This window comes from Prochlorococcus marinus str. MIT 1214 (assembly GCF_027359355.1).
Taxonomy (GTDB): Bacteria; Cyanobacteriota; Cyanobacteriia; order PCC-6307; family Cyanobiaceae; genus Prochlorococcus_B; species Prochlorococcus_B marinus_F.
This window is the reverse complement of record NZ_CP114777.1, coordinates 1775442-1794733: the sequence shown is the minus strand read 5'-3', so window position 1 is coordinate 1794733 and position 19292 is coordinate 1775442. Positions and strand designations below refer to the sequence as shown.

Annotated in this window: 29 protein-coding genes; 9 read left to right on the top strand and 20 right to left on the bottom strand. The window is 36.8% G+C overall.

What is annotated here, in order from left to right:
- Window positions 1-187: 187 nt before the first annotated feature.
- Complete coding sequence (locus O5639_RS09905; RefSeq protein WP_269624339.1) at window positions 188-994, top strand: tyrosine-type recombinase/integrase; 807 nt, start codon at window positions 188-190, stop codon at window positions 992-994.
- Window positions 995-1032: 38 nt separating this feature from the next.
- Here the strand turns inward: O5639_RS09905 and O5639_RS09900 are convergent, their stop codons facing one another.
- A complete protein-coding gene (locus O5639_RS09900; RefSeq protein WP_269624338.1) occupies window positions 1033-1242 on the bottom strand; it encodes a hypothetical protein in 210 nt (69 codons plus the stop codon).
- A gap of 632 nt (window positions 1243-1874) precedes the next feature.
- On the bottom strand, window positions 1875-2297 hold the full coding sequence (locus O5639_RS09895; RefSeq protein ID WP_269624337.1) for a hypothetical protein: 423 nt from the start codon (window positions 2295-2297) through the stop codon (window positions 1875-1877).
- Window positions 2298-2648: 351 nt separating this feature from the next.
- Between O5639_RS09895 and O5639_RS09890 the strand changes: the two genes are divergently transcribed.
- Complete coding sequence (locus tag O5639_RS09890) at window positions 2649-2756, top strand: high light inducible protein (RefSeq protein ID WP_158466094.1); 108 nt, start codon at window positions 2649-2651, stop codon at window positions 2754-2756.
- Window positions 2757-2852: 96 nt separating this feature from the next.
- On the opposite strand, the gene O5639_RS09885 is transcribed toward O5639_RS09890, so the two are convergent.
- From O5639_RS09885 to O5639_RS09845, 9 genes are all read right to left on the bottom strand, one after another.
- A complete protein-coding gene (locus O5639_RS09885; RefSeq protein WP_269624336.1) occupies window positions 2853-3023 on the bottom strand; it encodes a hypothetical protein in 171 nt (56 codons plus the stop codon).
- 270 nt (window positions 3024-3293) lie between these two features.
- Window positions 3294-3485: a hypothetical protein gene (locus O5639_RS09880; protein ID WP_269624335.1), complete on the bottom strand. Its 192-nt coding sequence runs from the start codon at window positions 3483-3485 to the stop codon at window positions 3294-3296.
- A gap of 56 nt (window positions 3486-3541) precedes the next feature.
- Window positions 3542-3676, bottom strand: coding sequence for a Photosystem I reaction center subunit IX (locus tag O5639_RS09875; protein WP_269609720.1), 135 nt, complete (start codon window positions 3674-3676; stop codon window positions 3542-3544).
- 172 nt (window positions 3677-3848) lie between these two features.
- Window positions 3849-3974, bottom strand: coding sequence for a chlorophyll a/b-binding protein (locus O5639_RS09870; protein ID WP_269604622.1), 126 nt, complete (start codon window positions 3972-3974; stop codon window positions 3849-3851).
- Complete coding sequence (locus O5639_RS09865) at window positions 3974-4120, bottom strand: high light inducible protein (RefSeq protein WP_269624334.1); 147 nt, start codon at window positions 4118-4120, stop codon at window positions 3974-3976. The genes O5639_RS09870 and O5639_RS09865 overlap by 1 nt, the downstream gene beginning before the upstream one ends.
- Window positions 4120-4266 carry a high light inducible protein gene (locus O5639_RS09860; RefSeq protein WP_269604620.1) on the bottom strand — a complete coding sequence of 49 codons (147 nt, stop codon included), beginning with the start codon at window positions 4264-4266 and terminating at the stop codon, window positions 4120-4122. The genes O5639_RS09865 and O5639_RS09860 overlap by 1 nt, the downstream gene beginning before the upstream one ends.
- Window positions 4266-4385 carry a high light inducible protein gene (locus O5639_RS09855; protein ID WP_011294968.1) on the bottom strand — a complete coding sequence of 40 codons (120 nt, stop codon included), beginning with the start codon at window positions 4383-4385 and terminating at the stop codon, window positions 4266-4268. The genes O5639_RS09860 and O5639_RS09855 overlap by 1 nt, the downstream gene beginning before the upstream one ends.
- An 11-nt stretch (window positions 4386-4396) precedes the next feature.
- Window positions 4397-4561: a hypothetical protein gene (locus tag O5639_RS09850; protein WP_269624333.1), complete on the bottom strand. Its 165-nt coding sequence runs from the start codon at window positions 4559-4561 to the stop codon at window positions 4397-4399.
- Window positions 4558-4767 carry a high light inducible protein gene (locus O5639_RS09845; RefSeq protein WP_158466743.1) on the bottom strand — a complete coding sequence of 70 codons (210 nt, stop codon included), beginning with the start codon at window positions 4765-4767 and terminating at the stop codon, window positions 4558-4560. Before O5639_RS09845 ends, O5639_RS09850 begins: the two co-directional genes overlap by 4 nt.
- Before the next feature lie 257 nt (window positions 4768-5024).
- On the opposite strand from O5639_RS09845, the gene O5639_RS09840 reads away from it, so the two are divergent.
- The gene (locus O5639_RS09840; protein ID WP_269624332.1) at window positions 5025-5306 is read left to right on the top strand and encodes a hypothetical protein; all 282 of its coding nucleotides are present in this window, start codon (window positions 5025-5027) and stop codon (window positions 5304-5306) included.
- A gap of 106 nt (window positions 5307-5412) precedes the next feature.
- Here O5639_RS09840 and O5639_RS09835 read toward each other — a convergent pair whose 3' ends face one another.
- From O5639_RS09835 to O5639_RS09820, 4 genes are all read right to left on the bottom strand, one after another.
- Window positions 5413-5577 carry a hypothetical protein gene (locus O5639_RS09835; protein WP_269624331.1) on the bottom strand — a complete coding sequence of 55 codons (165 nt, stop codon included), beginning with the start codon at window positions 5575-5577 and terminating at the stop codon, window positions 5413-5415.
- Between the two features lie 261 nt (window positions 5578-5838).
- Window positions 5839-5979: a hypothetical protein gene (locus O5639_RS09830; RefSeq protein ID WP_269604610.1), complete on the bottom strand. Its 141-nt coding sequence runs from the start codon at window positions 5977-5979 to the stop codon at window positions 5839-5841.
- Window positions 5972-6103 (bottom strand): hypothetical protein, encoded by a 132-nt coding sequence (locus O5639_RS09825; RefSeq protein ID WP_269624330.1) that lies wholly within the window; start codon window positions 6101-6103, stop codon window positions 5972-5974. Before O5639_RS09825 ends, O5639_RS09830 begins: the two co-directional genes overlap by 8 nt.
- A gap of 1 nt (window position 6104) precedes the next feature.
- Entirely contained in the window at window positions 6105-6278 is a 174-nt protein-coding gene (locus O5639_RS09820; protein ID WP_269624329.1) for a hypothetical protein, read from the bottom strand.
- An 830-nt stretch (window positions 6279-7108) separates the two neighbouring features.
- Between O5639_RS09820 and O5639_RS09815 the strand changes: the two genes are divergently transcribed.
- The 5 genes from O5639_RS09815 to cysK all read left to right on the top strand — a co-directional run bounded on the left by O5639_RS09815 (window position 7109) and on the right by cysK (window position 12764).
- Window positions 7109-7306 carry a hypothetical protein gene (locus O5639_RS09815; protein ID WP_269624328.1) on the top strand — a complete coding sequence of 66 codons (198 nt, stop codon included), beginning with the start codon at window positions 7109-7111 and terminating at the stop codon, window positions 7304-7306.
- 20 nt (window positions 7307-7326) lie between these two features.
- Entirely contained in the window at window positions 7327-7857 is a 531-nt protein-coding gene (locus O5639_RS09810; RefSeq protein ID WP_269624327.1) for a PAP/fibrillin family protein, read from the top strand.
- Window positions 7858-9056: 1199 nt separating this feature from the next.
- Window positions 9057-10226, top strand: a complete 1170-nt coding sequence (locus O5639_RS09805) for a trans-sulfuration enzyme family protein (protein ID WP_269624326.1) — start codon at window positions 9057-9059, stop codon at window positions 10224-10226.
- Window positions 10223-11689, top strand: a complete 1467-nt coding sequence (locus O5639_RS09800) for a PLP-dependent transferase (protein ID WP_269624325.1) — start codon at window positions 10223-10225, stop codon at window positions 11687-11689. The genes O5639_RS09805 and O5639_RS09800 overlap by 4 nt, the downstream gene beginning before the upstream one ends.
- Before the next feature lie 88 nt (window positions 11690-11777).
- On the top strand, window positions 11778-12764 hold the full coding sequence (gene cysK, locus O5639_RS09795) for a cysteine synthase A (protein WP_269624324.1): 987 nt from the start codon (window positions 11778-11780) through the stop codon (window positions 12762-12764).
- Between the two features lie 9 nt (window positions 12765-12773).
- Here cysK and queA read toward each other — a convergent pair whose 3' ends face one another.
- The 5 genes from queA to lipB form a co-directional block, all read right to left on the bottom strand.
- A complete protein-coding gene (gene queA / locus O5639_RS09790; RefSeq protein ID WP_269624323.1) occupies window positions 12774-13871 on the bottom strand; it encodes a tRNA preQ1(34) S-adenosylmethionine ribosyltransferase-isomerase QueA in 1098 nt (365 codons plus the stop codon).
- Between the two features lie 53 nt (window positions 13872-13924).
- The gene (locus tag O5639_RS09785; protein WP_269624322.1) at window positions 13925-15295 is read right to left on the bottom strand and encodes a dihydrolipoamide acetyltransferase family protein; all 1371 of its coding nucleotides are present in this window, start codon (window positions 15293-15295) and stop codon (window positions 13925-13927) included.
- Window positions 15296-15486: 191 nt separating this feature from the next.
- A complete protein-coding gene (locus O5639_RS09780; RefSeq protein WP_420063658.1) occupies window positions 15487-15921 on the bottom strand; it encodes a YlqD family protein in 435 nt (144 codons plus the stop codon).
- Between the two features lie 80 nt (window positions 15922-16001).
- The gene (locus O5639_RS09775; RefSeq protein ID WP_269624321.1) at window positions 16002-17954 is read right to left on the bottom strand and encodes an AMP-binding protein; all 1953 of its coding nucleotides are present in this window, start codon (window positions 17952-17954) and stop codon (window positions 16002-16004) included.
- Window positions 17955-18001: 47 nt separating this feature from the next.
- On the bottom strand, window positions 18002-18724 hold the full coding sequence (gene lipB / locus O5639_RS09770) for a lipoyl(octanoyl) transferase LipB (RefSeq protein WP_269624320.1): 723 nt from the start codon (window positions 18722-18724) through the stop codon (window positions 18002-18004).
- Here lipB and hpf point away from each other — a divergent pair.
- Window positions 18707-19291, top strand: a complete 585-nt coding sequence (hpf, locus tag O5639_RS09765; RefSeq protein WP_269624319.1) for a ribosome hibernation-promoting factor, HPF/YfiA family — start codon at window positions 18707-18709, stop codon at window positions 19289-19291. The two genes, lipB and hpf, sit on opposite strands and share 18 nt — an antisense overlap.
- Window position 19292 lies beyond the last annotated feature (1 nt).

Below are 19292 nucleotides of genomic sequence, written 5' to 3'. Positions count from 1 at the left end.
AGTATCTCAGCTACAAAGGAATCGAGAAAACCCACCAAATAGATAACAACACTTTTCAAGAGTACATAACTTGGAGAAAAGCAAAAAAGTCGACTAGAAGAATTGAACTGGTTTACTTTAACGATTTTTTCATTGGCTACTGCAAACCAAGAGGATTATTAATCAACTCACTAGATGAAAAAGATTAATGCCAAAGATAGTCACTAAAGAATCCGAAATAGACGCCAACCCGCCTCTCATAGAAGAAGGGAACTGGAATTTAGTAGTAAAGACTTTGAAGCAGATGATTAAAAACAGAAAGACAGGAAGAGGTCCCGCTAAGTATTCAGTAAAAGGTAAAGGTGTCTACTTCAATCAGTTGTTTTATCGATGGTGTTTAATTTGTAAAAACAGTGGCTTACGTCCAAACATTAAACTGAATAAGTTGAGATGGCGTGATGTCAAAAGGGAGAACGTAGGAAGATGGAGCAAGTCCAAAGGGGAAACAGAAGATAAACGGATCGCAATTATTTATATAAAAGATACTAAGACTGGGAAACAAAGAGCCGTACCCACAAATGGAGTGGATAGTCAACTACTTGAATGGAGGAAAGAACAAAAAGAGTACTTAAGTCGATACTATCAAGATCAAAAGATTAAAGATACAGATTTAATCTTTGGCAACCCAGCTAATGAGATGAAGCAATTTCCATACTCAATGTTAAATACAATATGGATAAGGATGATCGAACTATGTGGAGACGAATTGAAACCCTATGTCTTTAGCGATAGGAACTACACCCCATACAGCTTAAGAAGCACTTTCATTTGCAATTTGATTTTGCAAGGCAAGGATATTTATGACGTCGCTAAGCTTGCGGGTCATAGCATTGCAGTCTGCGAAAGGTATTACGCAAAGCTAGATATGGGTAGAGAATCGAAGGAGCTAACAGAAATTGAATATGGAATCAAAGGACGAAGAAGGACTTTTAAAGATAGCTATCTAGAGGATTAAAAAATAAACTAATGTGTTTTCCTTGTACTAAAACCCAGTCAAGAAGTAAGTTTTTCCCAGATACCCTCTGATTCTTTAATCAATTCAATCGCATCTTCCTTTCCAAGAATCTTATGAACATCTCTCATTAGCTGTATATATCTAAGTCTTAGTTCTCCCATTTCTATTTCTCGATCTAATTCACTTAAAGAAGCCTTGTTCTTATATCGTGCATGAGAGAAATTAAGGGTAGCGTTGTGGTGACTCATTGTTCTAAATTTCAATAACTAATTAGCAATAAGAGGAAGACTGGCTTCCGATAGAACAGTCTTCCTAACTCTCGTTGGTGCTGATCCCAACGTTTAAATATTCTGGCTAAGTGATTTTACGATTGCGTTGCTTGTCTAGTACGGTTTTCCTTGTTGAAATCTGGAACGTTTAGCGTTGCAGCTTTAAGTCCTTCTGGATAGACATTCAAACAGGTAGTCCATTCACAGAATTCTTGGCTAACAGCGTAGCCATCTTCGTACCTCTTAAGGCTATCGAGATAAGAAACCCTCTGAGCCGCCCATGCAATAGTAATACGTTGGCTTATATTCATATATCTAACTTATTTAAACCCTGAAAGGACTGTGGTTATAGCTTCTTAAATGAATATGGAGAAACCAACGAACAAAGAAAGACAACCCTTCAGAGATTCGATAGAGCTTCAACCTAGCTATCCACAGATAAACAATCAAGCTATAACTACCTTTTTGAAAGAAAATGTTCAAATTAATACATTGAATACAACCTGGTTTCGGGTCTTGATAGATCCTTTTATCAGGCGACATTGATAGTTATGACCAAAAAACTCACCTACCGAGACGTAAGAATATGACCGTGTTTTGTAAATCAGAATTCATCTCAACAGTAGTCCTAACTCGCTTCTCTTAACAGAAATCTTATTTCCTTTAGGAGTTAAGAAAACCTTCTCCATTATTTTGCCATCCCTTACAACGATTTGTATTGTTTGTCCTGAGAATCTACCTCGTGTCCAATCAATATTTTCTTGATAAGAGTTAGCTCCTTTTTTAGTAGACGTTTGAGAGAAGATAGATGTTTTACTTTTTGATTTTATTTTCCTTTCAACCGATGCTGTAGATTTTGCGATCAAATCATTAAGGCTTGAACGAACGAGTTCTATTTCAGGTACTTCTCTATGAAACCTTGAGGTTACCTTCCGATGGATTAGCTCATATTTCGATTCAAATTGTTTGGCAACTTGATGATATTTTGATTCAATTTTCTTTTGCTTATCCTTCAGATACGTGGCCACAGGCATCTTCAATGTCTTCTACTAAGCTTGTTTATCGTATATGTGAATACAAAACCAGATAATAAATACTTATAGAAACACTATCAAACATTAATCAAAAACATACACATACCCCTATCACTGTGCGTCTTTTAGCTAGCTTGACCTATTTGGAAGATGACTGGGGTCAAACCTTTGAAAGAGAAGTCAAACTACATTCAACAGTCAGCCAAACGAAACTAAAACAACAATGTCAAAACTGACTAGCTGAGCTTGATGAAATTAAGCTTTTTTATATTCAATCTTATTGATGATCGTTCGGTATTCCGCTCTCGAACACTCAACACAATGATTAAAGTTAATTTTTTCTAAAAAGTCATGAATTCTGGTGCTGAACGTTTTAATGGTTTGATGGCGATGATAGGCATCGTTGCTGGAATAGGCGCTTATGCAACAACTGGTCAATTCATCCCAGGTATTTTCTAGAAATAATTAAAAATAAAAAATCAGTGAATAGACTTTAAAAATCTACTAACTGATTTTTTAATCAACCAATATTTGAGTTACTAATCAAGAAATGATTTAGCCTTGATTAGTATCTTTGGAATCTCCTAATGCGGGCGCATTCATTCCGTCATAGTCAGGTCCAACCATAAGCCCAACGATTGCAAACAAAGCAATAAAAGCAATTCCTACAATTGGAGCAGTGGGAGCTGGGGTTGATATCAAACCACCAAAAATCAAATGACTCATATCAGTAAAGTTAGGAATTATGTTTTAGCGACTTAACGTTCTGACTGTGATTCGTTTGGAAAGTTTTACTTTTTTATTTAACTTTTGTTCCTTTCATATTCTGCTCATACAATCGAAAATATTTAATTCTTCCCTATTTAAATCTTGGGTATTTAATTGAAATTGTTTTCTCTAGTGAATTGCCAAACCCAAGACGAATAGGGGTCAAACCAACCTAGACAAAGGTTGCAATAACTGAATGCTTATACCTAGGTCATGTAGGACCTAACCTCAACAATCACATAGATTGGGGTGTTCGCCAGTAGCACAATAGTTATCATGGAATGAAGTGTTTTCACAAGTACGCTCCTCTGGAACCCCTGGACCCATCGCAAATGCTTTTGGTAAGGATCCATATCCCCCTCCATGATTAGTACATGCAGTTAGCAATGCCGTTAACGATAGAAAAAATAAATTACGCAATAGTGTCGAAGATAGTTCAATCTATATAAACATCCCTTCAAGCCTTCGACCACAAGTTAACTCATTGGCATGAATAGGTAGTCGGGAGCAACATAATTAACTCCAATGAGGATGACTGCTGTACTAGAAAGCCATAGTGTCGCGACTACTGGCGCGGACTTAAACCACTTTGTACGAAAGATTTTAAACATTGTTCAAATATTTCTTAGATGCTAAGAGATCGACAATAGAAGCGAAGGTTCGGTTTTAAGTAGACGATCATGTCTTAATCGATCTCTTAAAAATAAATATTTAATTTGGCAAATCAAAAAGCCTCTCCCTTGCAATAAAAGGAGAGGCTAAAGAAAGATTGTAAATTGACTCCTAAACAATTCCAGGAACAATCCAACCTGTGAATCCATAGTTAATGACTGCAGCAAAGAAGCCCATCATCGCTAGACGACCGTTCATTTGCTCTGCTGTTTTCCAGTAGTTCGTTTCTTTATTCATTACACAAAACCTGGAATGATTTGACCTGTTGTTAAGTATGCACCAATGAGAGCTAAGCATCCAACAGAGGCAGCTAAACCATTGAGTCGTTCAGCAAACACTTTGCTTTCTTCTACTCTTGGCGTTTCAGTGGTTTGATTTTTCATTACACGAAACCTGGGATGATTTGACCTGTTGTTGCATAGGCACCGACTAGAGCAATGCATCCAAACAATGCTGCATAGCCGTTAAGTCTCTCTGCAGTTACCTTTTCAGGATCAATGTTTCTGTTGTTGTTATTTTGAGTAGTCATTAAACGACACCTGGGATAAGTTGACCGGTTGTTAGGTAAATACCTGTTAGTAGAACGAAGGCCATCATGGCTGGTCTGCCGATGCTTCTTTCTAGAATTGTTTTGTTAGATGGTTGCATGATTAATTGTTTTAGAAGATTCCAGGAATGATTTGGTGGGTTATTGAGTAGGCACCGAGTAGAGCGATCATGCCGAGCATTGCCAAGCGACCATTTGTTTTCTCGGCGTCTTCTGGTTTGAACTTCTCAACTTCGTTGATGTAGTTGCCAGATGCTGAAGGTGATTCAGAAGTCAAAAGATTCCAGGAATGATTTGACCAGTTGTAAAGTAAGAAACGAGAAGACTAAAAAAGCCAATCATCGCCCAACGACCATTTGTCTTTTCTGCTTCTTCTGGATAACTTGTGTAGTCTTCGACAAGCTGGGGCTGTGTTTCACGGCCAAAGATGTTTTGCTTGCCGTACTCAGTGATTACCTGAGAAGAAGAAGAAGAAGAAGTCATTATCAAAAATAATTATGTAAAGAAATGTAAAGCACCAGTCTTCTAGAGTAAAGATTCGGTCCGGTACGGCTTCTTCTAATCCTTAAGCGCTTTAAGCCTCAAACCCTAAATACCGCAACTAATTAGAAAGATTTTCATCCAATGATTAGATATATTGATAATCCTGATAAGTATAAATAGCCCAATTACAAGTGGGTTTACCCATCCTTGATATTTTATTTACAAGTTAGATTTTGCTTGTAAATAAAACATTTTTCATGCGTTCCGAACCTGATGATTTACAGACGTTTATCAGCAAGTGCAGAACTATGGATATTGAAGAATTAAAGTCAAATATCGACGACTGGGAAGGAAAGAATGATTTCTCTATTCAACAAGCAAACCTTGCTATTGCAAAAAGCGAACTTGAACTTAAATACAAAGTTAGAAAGGAACAAATCGATCTACTAGCTAAATCTCTTACTTCTTCATCAAGAATAGGTAGATGGATTTCTAGTTTTAAAGCATTTATCAGCGAATTTGTAGATTTCAAGAATTAAAAGCTATAAAAAAATCTTAATTGAGTCGGGAAAAGATCTCTCAAATATTTGGAGTAACTCCTACTACTTTCAGCGATGATGTAATTGAATATCTTTTTTAGTTAGTTTACTTAGATCGAGTAAACATATAGTCTTCCCATCCGTCATAGTCATGATTGCATAACGCTCTTATAGCTTGATTCTTTAAACATTCTTCGTAGTCATTGGCTTCGTCAAGAGAGTCAAATCTTGAGCCATCAAAAGCTTCGTAAATAGTAATTTCTTTGACCAATTTTTTAAATCACCCTTCTATATCTATAAACAAATAATCTATTAAAGGCAAGGCTTAGGTAAGACCTGAAAAGAAAAAATACCAAATAAAAACAATTGCATTTAAACCCAATGTAACTGAAATTACAATGATCTTGAATTTGGTTCCTACATCATCTGAATCAGAGTTTAATTTAAAATCAGCCATAAGAGACTTTTCTTTGCTTTCACTTTATGAGAAAAAGCATCATTAAATAGACCTTTAAAAAGATTATTTTCGTGACTAAGTCCCCAATCCTTGCAACTCTGGGAAAGTCATGCCATCTCCATCATTATCGTCATCATCAAAACCAGAAATCAATACCCATATACCACCCAGGGCAAGCAAACCAGCTGAACAAATAACAATTAATTGGCTAAGCATTATTAAGATTAAAATCAATTTCTAGCTGAGTAGGAGTATTAGAAGGTAATTCAACCTCCCAGAGCTCACCACGTTCACAGGCTTCGACAATTGATTCGTAAAAATCAGGAGTGTGAATTGACATTTTAATTGATTCGATCTTCTATTAGTTTCTTTTCACAATCAATATCACCTTCAGCACAAACCACCTCGACTTTGTTGGTAGATGAACTGCAGCCCATAGCATTAATAGGCAATGTACCAATAGTGGAGTAAAGAGTTGCAGATGAAAGGAATAATAACGGAATTAATTTTTTCATTGATTTATATCGAATATATATATGATCAGAGAATCAAATGAGTTTCGTGAGATTGAATCGTTCGGTTAACTATAAACATAAGACGATTATAGAATTCTTTTACCCATTGATTCCCTTTCTGCATATGAAAGCTGTTTCGCATCTTCCGGAATTGGAACTACAAAATGATTAAATGCATTTAGTTTTCTTGACCTACTCGTGTCTAGATAAGTAAGGGCAAATGAAAATAAATCTGTATAATATTAGTTAAACTTATTATGACTAACTAGGTTCTGCAGTAGACATTTGAACAATTGAGGCTGAACTAATTATTATCAAAATCCCGAATAGAATAACGTGATATGGAGTAAATATTATGGCTAACTTAATTCCATCTAAGGCAGATTTGATGATCGAAGGTTGTAGTGCAAGTACTACTTTCTATTAGGGGGTTCTACACATCTAAAGAACCTCCGAATGCCCTAAAACATAAGAGTTAAGGGAGATTTTTATGAAATTGTTTACCCCTTTCAGCATCCCTAAACCAGAGATGACTGAACTTTGCCGTATACAAAAAGCAGCAAAGAAAAAATCAAACAATCATTTTAAATTGTTCTAGCGATCCACATGAAGTCAACTACTTTCTACCTCTCATTCTTTAGTCGTAGACCATTAGAAATGAGTTTGTTTTTTATCTATTGCGGAGCTTTAGCATGCTTCGTTAGCTCAATTGGTCACTACTAATAAAATCCAATGAACTCTTCTAATGATTTATTTCAAAAACCACTAGCGATGACTCTCGCTTTTGTTGTTTGTAATTTTTTAGCTGACTCTCTATTTGGTAACTTTGTATGAAAATTCCAACTATCAGCTTAAAAAGGACTCTTGAAATAACAATGAATGATGCTTCAAAGAGACTAATGGAACTTGATGGGCTTGATCAAAAAGCTCTTAAAGAAGAGTACAAAGAATGGATTCAAGCAAGTGAGGGTAGTAAAGACCAGCCACACGTTCTTTATGCCAACCAGATAAATATTGAAGAGCTGTAGATTTTAAACAAATAAGAATCATGAGTGCGATATCAAAATTGATAGAAGTTCTTATACATACCCCTAAATCAAATCAGATCGTAGAGCTCATTAAACTAGCTGAAAACGAATCCTCTGTAGACATAACAAAGCAAATTGATCTGCTCACAGGTGTATGGGAACTTAGATGGAGTACTTCTAACTCACCTCTTTTAAGTTATTCACCGCTATTAGATAACTTACAGATACTTGAGCCAAAGAGAAGTAGAGGACTAAATTTATTAAGACCAAAAGGTTTTGCAGGAAAGCTATTTTCTACTAACATTCTTGCTAGCTTAGAAATTATTGATCAGAAACGTATAAACATTAGCTTAAAAAAAGCAGGAATAATAGGTCCAAAGTTACTAGATAAAAAGATTAGTTTCCTATCAGAAATAAAAAAGACTCAAAAAGGTTGGCTAGATACAACTGTATTATCTCCCGACTTACGTATATGCAAAGGTTACAAGGGTACAACTTTTGCTTTGTTAAAAAGAAATGATTTATCACTTACTGAGTTTTTTAATGCTTAGCCTTTGTCGTGTTAAGCGTAAAAATTTGTCGTATAAGCCTCAATCAAAAAACATGCAGATGTTTTTTGACTAATTAAATATTACTCTCTCCAAACTAGTTGTAGGTTTTTTAGTGATTGGAAAAGCTTCTTTGTAAATTTCATTTCTCGTTCTTCAAAGATTGAATCTGAGTTTGTAGATCTTTAATTCGTAGTTCAGCAGCTTTAATTCTTTCTTGTACTGTCATTTCTTACCCCTGCTTCATGTAGAGAAGAAAACCTGTCAATATGGCTAACTTTCCAACAACAAAAAGAGGAATATACTTTTTAACTTTTGATTCACTAAATCTTTCATTAAATGAAGCCATGATCATGCATGTACTGAAGAACCAATTTCGAAAGCCCCAGCCAACAAAAGGATCGCTGGGAAATTAAAAAGAACCAACAGCTTAGCAGCAGTAAATTTAGTTATTGCATGCATAGCCAATCGATTTCTAATTATTTATGTGAGGGTGAGATTAATGTAGAAGTTAGTTCTCTTTTCTCGTAGGCGGTCTATGTAGGGCTTACCAGTTCGGGTAATTTTTACCTATTAGTTTGTTTAATAAGTCAGAAAGATTAATACTTGGGTTATACAAATCTCGTAAGGGGCTTTTGCTAAATATCCTGAGCCCTTTATACAATGATTAAACACGCTTTTTTTTAAGACGCTGTACTATTAATTTTTGACCTTTCTAAACTAAGAAGAAGGATAAAGTTTTGAGACTCTCTTAACTTGTCTTGCGAGTTCTCTTCGCTTGAATTTTTTATTTGTCATTCTGGTAAATACAAAACCTGGAACGATCCATATTGATGCAATCAGAAAAGTCATCAAGACTTGATTATGAAAGATATTTTCAAATAAATTCATCGCGAATTAATCCAATTTCTTGTTCCTTCTTTAATGCTCGCGCCCGAATAAGATAATCGTGAGAACGAGTTTGTACGGATAGCCAATCAGAGCGATTTCGTGTTTATTGTGCGATCTGTGGAATAAATAGTCAAACTTAGATCCAACCTAATTTTCTTTATAATTGGTTGCTACAACTAAAATCTTGACTTATTCAAGAAAGGTATAGAGCTACACATAGATTCTTTCTCATTAAATTTCTTTATTGAGCCCCTTTTTTCAGGTGTTTTTTCATGTTTGTCTATAGCCTATAGACAAACAACTCAAAGGATATGGGATCAGTAAAAAGAGAACAGGAGTTCAGCACTGGCGTAAACACAAGAGTCATTCATCCAAAAGAAAATTTTTCTGAAGAGACTGGATCAATAATGCCTCCAATCTTCCCAACATCAACTTTCGTTCATGGCAATGAGGGTGGCTTTGACTACACTCGTTCAGGAAATCCAAATTTTCGAATTCTTGAATCAGTCTTATCTGACCTGGAAGAATGTAAGTTCGCAAGTGTATTTAGTTCTGGAGTAGCAGCAATTACAGCGATAGTTTCCTCTCTTAAAGCTGGAGACTTAATCCTTTGTGAGGAGAACCTTTATGGATGTACGGTGAGATTATTTGAACAAGTTTTCAATCGTTTTGGATTAAAAACTCAATGGATAGACTTTACCAAGCCCAATTTTCAAAAAGTCATTTCAAATCACAAACCTGCGATGATTTGGATCGAAAGTCCGACCAACCCCCTGCTTAAAATTCTTGATATTGAGGCGATTTGTAATTTCTCAAATAAAATGAAAATTCCTGTTGTTGTAGACAATACTTTTGCAACACCTCTTTTACAAAGACCTCTTAAACTTGGCGCGACCTTATCTTTAACTAGCACGACCAAGTATATCAATGGTCACTCAGACGCACTTGGAGGTGCGGTATGCACCGAGAGTACCGTATGGAGAGACAAACTAAATTTCGCCCAAAAAGCTCTTGGTTTAAATCCTTCACCTTTTGATTGCTGGCTTATTACCAGGGGGATAAAAACTCTTCCACTTCGCTTAGAAAAACAAATAAATAATGCATCTAAAATAGCTAATCAATTAGCCAGCAATCCAGCAATAAAATCAGTTCAATATCCCTTCAGGAGTGATCATCCACAGTGTAAATTAGCACAAAGGCAAATGACTCTGGGAGGAGCAATTGTTACTGCCACTATTAACGCTACTCAAGCCCAAACTTATTCATTTTGCAAAAGTCTTCATTACTTTAAGATGGCAGAAAGTCTCGGCGGAATTGAAAGCCTTGTTTGCCACCCAGCAACAATGACACACGCATCAGTTCCCAAAGAAACCAAATTAAAGATTGGAATTACTGATTCACTTATTCGATTTTCCATCGGATGTGAAGATATTAAGGACTTGAGTGCTGATTTAAATCAAGCCTTGGGAAACATCTCTTGACTGAAAGAAATTTGCTTACTGATCCTTGCTGGAGTGCTAAAGATTTAGGAGAGCCTCTACCGAATAGGCCACATGCCGTATCTGTTGCTTTACCCAGATGGGAAGATGTAATCGCCTACGAAGAGAAGGTTCCAGCCTGTATAGATTCATTAAAAGCAATTTATCCTAGATTTGGTTTTAACCCTTTTGTTGCGGAGGTGGCTCGTAAATCACTTGGATTTCATGGTGAATCACAGCAAAGTAGTTGGCCCTATCCCAATAGAGCTTCTGCCTTGAGTGCTCAAAAATATTGTCATCGAAAATTTTCTGATTGTTCTTCAAAAATAAAAGAGTTTCTTGGTATTTCATTCCTAATTGTTGACCAAAGAAGTACTCCTTCAGCAAAAGCCTTCTGGCAACACACTGGTCTTGGATTGTCATCACGTGAAGCTGCAATTGCCCTTGGGAGAGAGAGAATGCCCTCCGCTTCAGATGGGCATTACGCTCGAGGCAAACTTATTAAACGCTTAGCGAATATATATGATTGCGATAATAGCCTCATACGACTACATCGTTCAGGCATGGCTGCCTTAACGACTATTCTTTCAGCGATATATTGTATCAAAGGAGCTTCTTCGACACTTCAAATAGGCTTCCCATATGTTGACGTACTCAAGCTACCTCAGATTATTTTCCACGGGAGTGATCTCATTGTACAAACCAAATTAAGTCATATAAAAGAGGAGATCGAGAAAAAGAATCCAGCCGCGTTAATCATAGAAATACCAAGCAACCCTTTATTGCAATGTGTTGACCTCATCTCTATTTCAAAATTAGCTAAAGATAAAAATATCCCTGTCATTGTTGACGATACAATCGGATCATCTATAAATGTTCACCTAACTCCTTACGCAGATGTAATTTTTAGTTCTCTTACAAAAAGTTTTGCTGGAAGAGGAGATATTCTTGCTGGCAGCTCTGTTATTAGCCCATACTCTAAATGGAAAAAAGAATTAACTGAGATAATTCCTAAAGTTTCATTATCTACACTGTCTGATTCAGATGCTATTGAGTTGGAGTTAACTAGTAGAGACATAAAGGATCGTTTAAAAAGGTTAAATACTTCTTGCTTAAAGCTGAAAGAAAAATTAGAAACAAAAAAAGAAGTTTCAAAGGTTTTACATCCTCAACATTGTAAAAATTTTAATTCATTATTAAAGAAAGGAGGAGGTTTTGGATGTCTATTATCTTTTGAACTTAAAGGGGGGATTGAAGAATCAAAAAGAGTTTATGATTCATTAAGAGTAAACAAAGGACCAAGTTTAGGTACAAATTTTACATTGGTTTGTCCATATGTTCAGTTGGCTCACTTTAAAGAATTGAAATGGGCTGAAAGCTGTGGCGTCTCAGAACACTTATTAAGAGTGTCAGTAGGGCTAGAAAATGAAGATGAATTATGGTCAAGATTTAATTCAGTAATATAAAAAAAAAACTAATAAAGATTATCTAAATAACCAATTACCGAAATTCTTATATAGATTTAGAGTATTAGTTAATTAAGTCATTTAAAAAATGTCCAGAATCTATGAAGACAATAGTTTTGCTATTGGTCGTACACCATTAGTTAAGCTCAATTCGATTACAAAAAAAGCAAAAGCAACAGTACTTGCAAAAATAGAAGGCCGTAACCCTGCCTACAGCGTCAAATGTAGAATTGGAGCGAATATGATCTGGGATGCTGAGAAGAAAGGTTTACTCAATAAAGATAAAGTCATTATTGAACCAACATCTGGAAATACTGGTATAGCCCTTGCTTATACAGCTGCTGCTCGAGGTTACAAGTTAATTCTCACAATGCCTGAGTCCATGTCAATTGAACGTCGGAGAATGATGGCCGTTCTTGGTGCTGAATTAATACTTACTGAAGCAGCAAAAGGAATGCCTGGCGCCATTGCGAAAGCTAAGGAAATAGCAGATAGCGACCCTCAAAAATACTTCATGCCAGGACAATTTGATAATCCAGCTAATCCAGAAATACATTTCAAAACAACAGGTCCTGAAATTTGGGATGATACCGATGGTCAAATTGATGTTTTAGTCTCCGGCGTCGGGACTGGTGGAACAATAACAGGTGTTTCTCGCTTCATAAAGCAAGAAAAAAATCATTCATTATTATCTGTTGCCGTAGAGCCCACTCATAGCCCAGTAATAACACAAACTCTCAATGGAGAAGAAGTAAAACCCGGCCCTCACAAAATTCAAGGCATTGGAGCTGGATTTATTCCTAAGAATCTTGACTTATCCGTAGTCGATCAAGTTGAGCAAGTCTCTAATGATGAGTCTATTGCAATGGCATTACGTTTAGCACAAGAAGAAGGTCTACTAGTTGGCATATCATGTGGTGCCGCTGCAGCTGTGGCCTTAAGACTGGCCGAAAAAGAAGAGTTTTCAGGAAAGACAATCGTTGTAGTTCTACCTGACCTTGCCGAAAGATATATCTCATCCGTAATGTTTGAGAATGTTCCTACAGGCGTTATTAAAGATCCATCATTAGCTTGACTTTTGAGTTTATATAACTGACTCCGGAGTTATCAACATCGCGTCTCCATAAGAGAAAAATCGATATTTGTTAGAAATAGCATGTTTATAAAGTTTCAACAGACGTTTTCGACCAATTAGAGCGCTAACTAAAAGTAATAGGGAACTTTTAGGTAAGTGGAAATTAGTGAGCAATCCATCAATGACGGAAAATTTAAATCCTGGTTTAATTACTAAATCCACTTTGCCCTCATACGGCTTCAAAGTTCCTCTTCCTGAGAGGTAAGCAGCCTCAAGGGCTCTCACACTTGTAGTACCAACAGCAAAGACTTTCCCCCCATCCTCCTTGCAATTAGTTATAGCTTTGATGGCCTCTTCAGTAACCTCTATCCACTCACTATGTAAATGCAAATGAGATAGATCTTCTTTCTCTAATGGTCTAAAAGTTCCTAAGCCGACATGCAAAGTAATTTGTGCAATTCTAATACCTCTGATTTTTAAATTTTCTATAAGTTCATCACTTAGATGTAATCCCGCTGTGGGAGCAGCGATAGCTCCTGGTTTCGAAGCAAATCTAGTCTGATAGCTTTCCTCATGACCACTAGATTTATCCTTATCTATATATGGAGGCAATGGGACTTCTCCACATAAATCAAGTAAATTTTCCATCTCCATCCAACTAGTAAACTCATTTGAAAATTGAATAATTCTTCCGCCTGTTCTCTCATCCTTATCAATAACTTTTAAGATTAAAGAATTATCTGGTGACGTATCCAAGCATAATTGATCACCTCCTCTCATACGTCTAGCAGGACGAGCAAGACAAAGCCATCGGCCATTACCCCTCGGTTCCATTAGCAATAATTCACCTAAACCTCCTCTTGATAACCGAATTTTCAATCTTGCTTTAACAACTCGCGTATTATTAACAACTAAAAGATCACCAGTCTTCAAGATATCCTTTATGTCCCATACCTTTGCATGCACAAGGTTTAAAGAATCACCTAGGCCATCTTTAACAATCATCAATTTAGCATCATGCCTACTCTTGATAGGTGATTGTGCAATTAAATCATTTGGTAAATCATAGTTATATGAGCTTAAAAGACTATCTTTTTGATCTAACACATCAAATCAGATTAAAGTAAGAAAAAATCACTTGTGGTTCGACTAATTAAATCTCAAGACGAGAGGCTATAAGGTTTCTTTTCGATTAAGTATGCCAAATCCTTCAGAAATAGTGCTCCATCAGCTCCATAGATCACTCTGTGATCAGCGGTAAGATTTACTTGCATCTGTTTCTTGATTGAAATCGAACCATCTTTAGAAGCAACAACTTTAGACAAGGAAGCTCCTACCGCTAAAATTGCTCCAGTGCCTGGGGGCAGAATCGCATCAAAACGATCCACACCAAACATACCTAGATTCGAGAGTGTAAACGTACCACTGCTATATTCTTGAGGTTCTAATTGCTTATTCCTCGCACGCTTAACAAGATCAGCCCACTGTAGGGATAAATCAGCAAGACTGGTCGTATCAGCATTTTGCAGCACTGGAGTTATCAAGCCTCCATCCTCCATTGCAACCGCAACGGCTACATTTATTTGTGAAGGATAGGCAATCCCCTCAGAACTAAAAGCTGCATTAACCTGGGGGTGCCTAGCGAGGGTTAAGCCAACTGCTTTAGCAAGTAAAGCAGTCATAGTTACTCCATTAGGTTTAACTTGTTTATAAAGATCATCCAATTCATCAGTAAGAATTGAGTATCCGACTCTGAAACAAGGAGTATTTAAACTTTCCTCCATGTTCCGATTTACAGCTTGTTGAAGAGTGTTGAATGCAATTGTTTCCCCTCTGGATCCAAAACTTTTTCCTGGAGCAGGTGGCTTACCAGAGTCAACAGATTTTTTTTCTATCCGAGGCACGTCAGAAACAATTTTCGCTGGAGCATTACTTTCAGCAATCCAAGGAACGCTTATGGGTTGCCCTTTTGCACTTTGAATATCCTCAGCTTGTATACGTCCATGAGGTCCTGAGCCCCTAACAGTTGCCAAATCTACTCCCATTTGAGAAGCAAGTTTTTTAGCTCTTGGGGAAGCGACTATGCGACCATTATTTAAAAACTGATCCTGATTTACAGTGGATTCTGAGACAAGAGGTGCAGGAGGTTCCTCTGTAATTACTTTTGCTTTAGGAGAGTCAACAGAGGCATGTTTTTCTTGAACTTGAGTCGATGAATTCTCTTTTTCTTGACTAGCTGATTGAGGGGAAGGAGAAGGTGCGTTGGCTTGAGCCGCTGCGATCTCATCTGCTGTCTCAACAATCAATCCAATTGTCTCTCCAACAGGTGCAGAGCTACCAGCAGGCATCACAATCGATGCAAGAAAGCCATCTTGGAAAGACTCAACATCCATATCAGCTTTATCTGACTCAACAACTAAAACTGACTCACCTCTCTCAACTTTATCTCCAGGTTTTTTTAGCCACTCAACTATTTTGCCCTCGGTCATTGTTGAACTTAAAGCAGGCATAAAAATGTCATGAGTGGCCATAATTTGTTCCTATTTCCTTTATGGAGAGTTTGTAGCAAGGCTTCAAAATTTTCTATCTAGAAGCTTTGCAAGTATCAATACATACCAATGTTAGTTCTACATGAGTGTCCTTACAACGATAGGTTTTTTTATGTGGATTTCTTCTTAATATCAAAAATTGTTTATTGGATCAAATGTAGTTCGACCAGATTTCAAACTTGATCAATTGCCTCTACTACGCCATCTCGTACCAAAATACTCACACCCATTTTTCTGACTAAGTTATCACCAACTTTTAAATCGCAAAAACTGTCAATTTGTCCTTGCTCAACGATTTGTTCCATCTCTAACTCACGAACTTGAGATTGCTGTAACAGAAGATTTCTTTTTTGTTCTTCAAATTCTGATCTCTTAGAAGCAACTTGAGTCTGAACTTGAGCCACTTGCTCTTGAACTCTTGGATCAAGGGGATTAGAGCTCTGACGTCTAATACCATCAACAATTTGTTGTCCTTCTTTTTCTAATTCACCAAGTTGCTGATCTATTGCTGAAATTGCATTACTTAATTCGCGCTCAGCCTCCTCTTTCCATGAAGGTGTTACAACTGCTCTGACCGTTATTGAACGTTTTATAGAAATTGAGTCCACCTGATCAATAAATTATGATTAGATCCATAGGCTCTCAGTAAAAGATAGTATTGGTCAATTTAATTGGCCAAACAAACAAATTACAAACCATATATTTCATTTATAAGTTTTAAATCACGTTGAATAATTTTTTCACGTTTTTGCTTAAGAGTTTGCGTTAACAAGCCATTTTCTATTGTAAATGGCTCTACTAAAGCAATTTCAAATAATCTCTCTTCTCTTCGAGATGCAAAACGATTTGCAAGAACTTTATTCATTTCCAATCTTAGAGATTGTCTTAATTCATGATTTTCAGGGGATAGTCCAAGAACAACTTGTGCCTTCACACCTCTTTCTGCCTGCCATGCTTTGACGTAATCAATTCTTGGAACAATCAAAGCAGCAAGATGTTTTTGATCTTGACCCAGTAGCAAAGCTTGCTCAATCAATGGACTTGCAATTAAGCATTCCTCCAAAGGACCAGGCTCAATATTTTCTCCACTACTTAGCACAATCATATCTTTTGCTCTTCCAGTCAGGATTAAGGATCCATCAGCAAGCAACATCCCTAAATCTCCAGTATTAAACCAGCCGCCAGCATCTAAAACCTTCTTCGATTCTGATCGTTTTCCTAAATAACCAGCCATAATTTGAGGACCACGAGCAAGAACCAAACCTTTTTGACGCAGCTTTTTTATTTGGAAAGTTTCTGGATCTACAATCTTTATCTCAGTCTCTGGTAATGGTTGACCTGCACCTCCACGTATATTTCTCCAAGGTCTTCTACAAGTGAGGACTGGACTAGTCTCCGTCAAACCATAACCAACTAATAATTCAACACCTAAAGCTTCAAAGAAAGAATCAATATGCGGAGCAATTGCACCTCCACCACTAATTGGGAATCTCAATCTTCCTCCACAAATCTTGGTAAGGATTTTTGGCCATAAGTAAATAGAAGAAATTCTATGAATTGGATACCGTATTAGAATCTCTATAAGAGAGATGGTTTGTTCTAAATTAGAAACACTATTAATAGTTAAAGAATAAAATTTTCTTCTTGCCAATTTATATGCCTTACTATTAGAAATCGCACCTTTTATCAAAATCTTTCTCAGCCTTGGCATTTTCTCAACAGCGTCCTCAAAACCTAACTTTATTGATTCCCAAAGCCTTGGAACTGTTGCCATTACTATTGGCTTAACCCTTGGCAAATCTTCCTTTAGATGCCTTATTGATGTATAACTTTGAGTACAACCACAAGAAAAAAAATAATATTCCGCACTACGTTCATATGAATGCCAAATGGGTAAAACACTTAAGACTGGGGCCCCAGGAGAAGGGTTTGCTACGCAGGCAAGAGACCTAATTTGATGTAATAAATTAGAGTGTGTTAGTGGAACGCCTTTTGGTTTACCTGTCGTTCCAGAAGTGTATAGAATGGTAGCTATTCTTGTTGGTTTCCTCTCAATTATTTTCTCCCGGTTACTTACATTTTCTTTATTCAACCCTTTCTTCAAAAAACTCTCCCATTCAAGAACGCCTTCACTAGCTTTACCCTCAAGTTGAAGAACAAATTTCAAATTATTTATTTGATCATCATTAAGAGAAAGTCTCTCCCATACATCGAAGTTTTGAACGATCAATCCAATCGCATTTGAATCCTCAAGAATATATCTAAGCTCACTTGGCGGAGCAGTAGCACCTCTTACAGAGTCTGCTGCTCCTATTCGCATAAGACCTTGGTCTGCAATAAGCCATCTTGGACTATTTTCTGCAAAAAGAGCAACCACATCATCAGGTCCTACCCCGATCTGAGTAAAGGCAAATGCTGCCTTAGAAATATTTTCAGCAAGTTCTTCATATGTAAAACTGTCTTGGTGAAAAGTATGCGGTGAATCAACTGCTAATACATCGCCCAACTGAACTTTTAATAGTTCCCAAATCTCATCGACTTGAGTGATCTTCTCAAGATGAGATCTTCTATTAATTGCTTTTTCTTCTTTACTATTTGGAATCCAAAAAGCTAAAGCATCTTTAAGTTTGGTTTTTGTCATAGCCAAAAAATAATTTTTTATTTTTTTAGTAATGCTGAAAGGTCAATTTATATGTTTTCCCAGTGCAATTTAAAACGTCTTTTCACAGATTCCCTTAAAAGAGGCTTAACGTCACAGACTTTGATGCCAGGTATCCAATCACTCAATTTACCTAATTTCACTTTATCCAGTCCACAAGGAATTATCTTCTCAAAGCCAATAAGATCGCAATCTACATTTAGGGAAAATCCATGTTGAGTCACCCATCTTTTGCAACCAATTCCTATTGAACCAACCTTTTTATCTTCACACCAAACACCTGTTAAGCCATCTACCCTCTTCCCCTCTATTCCCAACAAGTCAAGAACGTCAATCAGCACTTGTTCCAATTCTCTCAAATACCAAGATAGATCTTTTTTATGAAGACTCAAATTTAAAACCAGGTATCCAACGATCTGACCAGGCATGTGATGCGTGACTTCACCTCCTCTCTCAATACTAAAAACAGGGAAAGGAGATTTATTTTCTTCGAATAACAAATGTTTTTTGTCGCTACCCCGACCAATAGTGAAGCAAGAAAAATGTTCAAGCAACCATACTGCTTGTGGTGAAAACGGTTCCTCAATAAGACTTTTCTGAAAATTCTTCTGCCAACCTAAGGCAGTCTCAAATGGCACAATATTTTTAGGTTCAAAAAGAAAAGCGGAAGAAAATTGTGCAAATTGAGGGGTTAGATCTAAGTTGCTATTAGGCCCTGATTCAGGCGAAACAGAATGAAGCTTCTTATTCATGGACGCAATCTTGAATTAACTCCATCACTTCGTGATTACACCAAAACAAAAATTGATAAAGCAACTCACAATTTTCAAGAAATGGTTCAAGAAGCTGATGTCCACCTCTCAGTCGCTCGAAATCCTCGCGTGCCGCAACAGACAGCAGAGGTGACTGTTTTTGCAAACGGAACAGTGATAAGAGCCCAAGAAAGAAGTGAAAATCTTTATGCAAGCATCGACCTGGTAGCAAATAAACTTGCACGACAATTACGTAAGTACAAAGAGCGACATAGCAGTCACAATGTTCATAATAATCAGTCGACGAAATCAGTCCAAAACGAAGAAACTCAAAATTTTTCTTCCTCAGATCATTCACTAATTGAAGGTAAAGAACCACATCTACCTAGCCCAGGAGTAAGACGCAAATATTTTGATATGGATCCTATGAGCATTGAGCAAGCAAGAGTACAATTAGACCTAATTGATCATGACTTCTATTTATTTAGAGAGGAAAAAGGATCAGCTTTGCGAGTCATATACAAGAGAAATCACGGAGGATATGGCGTAATCCAAGAAAAAATATAAA

Excerpts from the sequence above, each read along its gene's own strand:
- O5639_RS09905 (WP_269624339.1), top strand. The coding sequence starts at position 188 with ATGCCAAAGATAGTCACTAAAGAATCCGAAATAGACGCCAACCCGCCT.
- O5639_RS09900 (WP_269624338.1), bottom strand. The coding sequence starts at position 1,242 with ATGAGTCACCACAACGCTACCCTTAATTTCTCTCATGCACGATATAAG.
- O5639_RS09895 (WP_269624337.1), bottom strand. The coding sequence starts at position 2,297 with ATGCCTGTGGCCACGTATCTGAAGGATAAGCAAAAGAAAATTGAATCA.
- O5639_RS09890 (WP_158466094.1), top strand. The coding sequence starts at position 2,649 with ATGAATTCTGGTGCTGAACGTTTTAATGGTTTGATGGCGATGATAGGC.
- O5639_RS09885 (WP_269624336.1), bottom strand. The coding sequence starts at position 3,023 with ATGAGTCATTTGATTTTTGGTGGTTTGATATCAACCCCAGCTCCCACT.
- O5639_RS09875 (WP_269609720.1), bottom strand. The coding sequence starts at position 3,676 with ATGTTTAAAATCTTTCGTACAAAGTGGTTTAAGTCCGCGCCAGTAGTC.
- O5639_RS09870 (WP_269604622.1), bottom strand. The coding sequence starts at position 3,974 with ATGAATAAAGAAACGAACTACTGGAAAACAGCAGAGCAAATGAACGGT.
- O5639_RS09865 (WP_269624334.1), bottom strand. The coding sequence starts at position 4,120 with ATGAAAAATCAAACCACTGAAACGCCAAGAGTAGAAGAAAGCAAAGTG.
- O5639_RS09860 (WP_269604620.1), bottom strand. The coding sequence starts at position 4,266 with ATGACTACTCAAAATAACAACAACAGAAACATTGATCCTGAAAAGGTA.
- O5639_RS09855 (WP_011294968.1), bottom strand. The coding sequence starts at position 4,385 with ATGCAACCATCTAACAAAACAATTCTAGAAAGAAGCATCGGCAGACCA.
- O5639_RS09845 (WP_158466743.1), bottom strand. The coding sequence starts at position 4,767 with ATGACTTCTTCTTCTTCTTCTTCTCAGGTAATCACTGAGTACGGCAAG.
- O5639_RS09840 (WP_269624332.1), top strand. The coding sequence starts at position 5,025 with ATGCGTTCCGAACCTGATGATTTACAGACGTTTATCAGCAAGTGCAGA.
- O5639_RS09830 (WP_269604610.1), bottom strand. The coding sequence starts at position 5,979 with ATGCTTAGCCAATTAATTGTTATTTGTTCAGCTGGTTTGCTTGCCCTG.
- O5639_RS09825 (WP_269624330.1), bottom strand. The coding sequence starts at position 6,103 with ATGTCAATTCACACTCCTGATTTTTACGAATCAATTGTCGAAGCCTGT.
- O5639_RS09820 (WP_269624329.1), bottom strand. The coding sequence starts at position 6,278 with ATGAAAAAATTAATTCCGTTATTATTCCTTTCATCTGCAACTCTTTAC.
- O5639_RS09815 (WP_269624328.1), top strand. The coding sequence starts at position 7,109 with ATGAAAATTCCAACTATCAGCTTAAAAAGGACTCTTGAAATAACAATG.
- O5639_RS09810 (WP_269624327.1), top strand. The coding sequence starts at position 7,327 with ATGAGTGCGATATCAAAATTGATAGAAGTTCTTATACATACCCCTAAA.
- O5639_RS09805 (WP_269624326.1), top strand. The coding sequence starts at position 9,057 with ATGGGATCAGTAAAAAGAGAACAGGAGTTCAGCACTGGCGTAAACACA.
- cysK (WP_269624324.1), top strand. The coding sequence starts at position 11,778 with ATGTCCAGAATCTATGAAGACAATAGTTTTGCTATTGGTCGTACACCA.
- O5639_RS09785 (WP_269624322.1), bottom strand. The coding sequence starts at position 15,295 with ATGGCCACTCATGACATTTTTATGCCTGCTTTAAGTTCAACAATGACC.
- O5639_RS09775 (WP_269624321.1), bottom strand. The coding sequence starts at position 17,954 with ATGACAAAAACCAAACTTAAAGATGCTTTAGCTTTTTGGATTCCAAAT.
- hpf (WP_269624319.1), top strand. The coding sequence starts at position 18,707 with ATGAAGCTTCTTATTCATGGACGCAATCTTGAATTAACTCCATCACTT.
- lipB (WP_269624320.1), bottom strand. The coding sequence starts at position 18,724 with ATGAATAAGAAGCTTCATTCTGTTTCGCCTGAATCAGGGCCTAATAGC.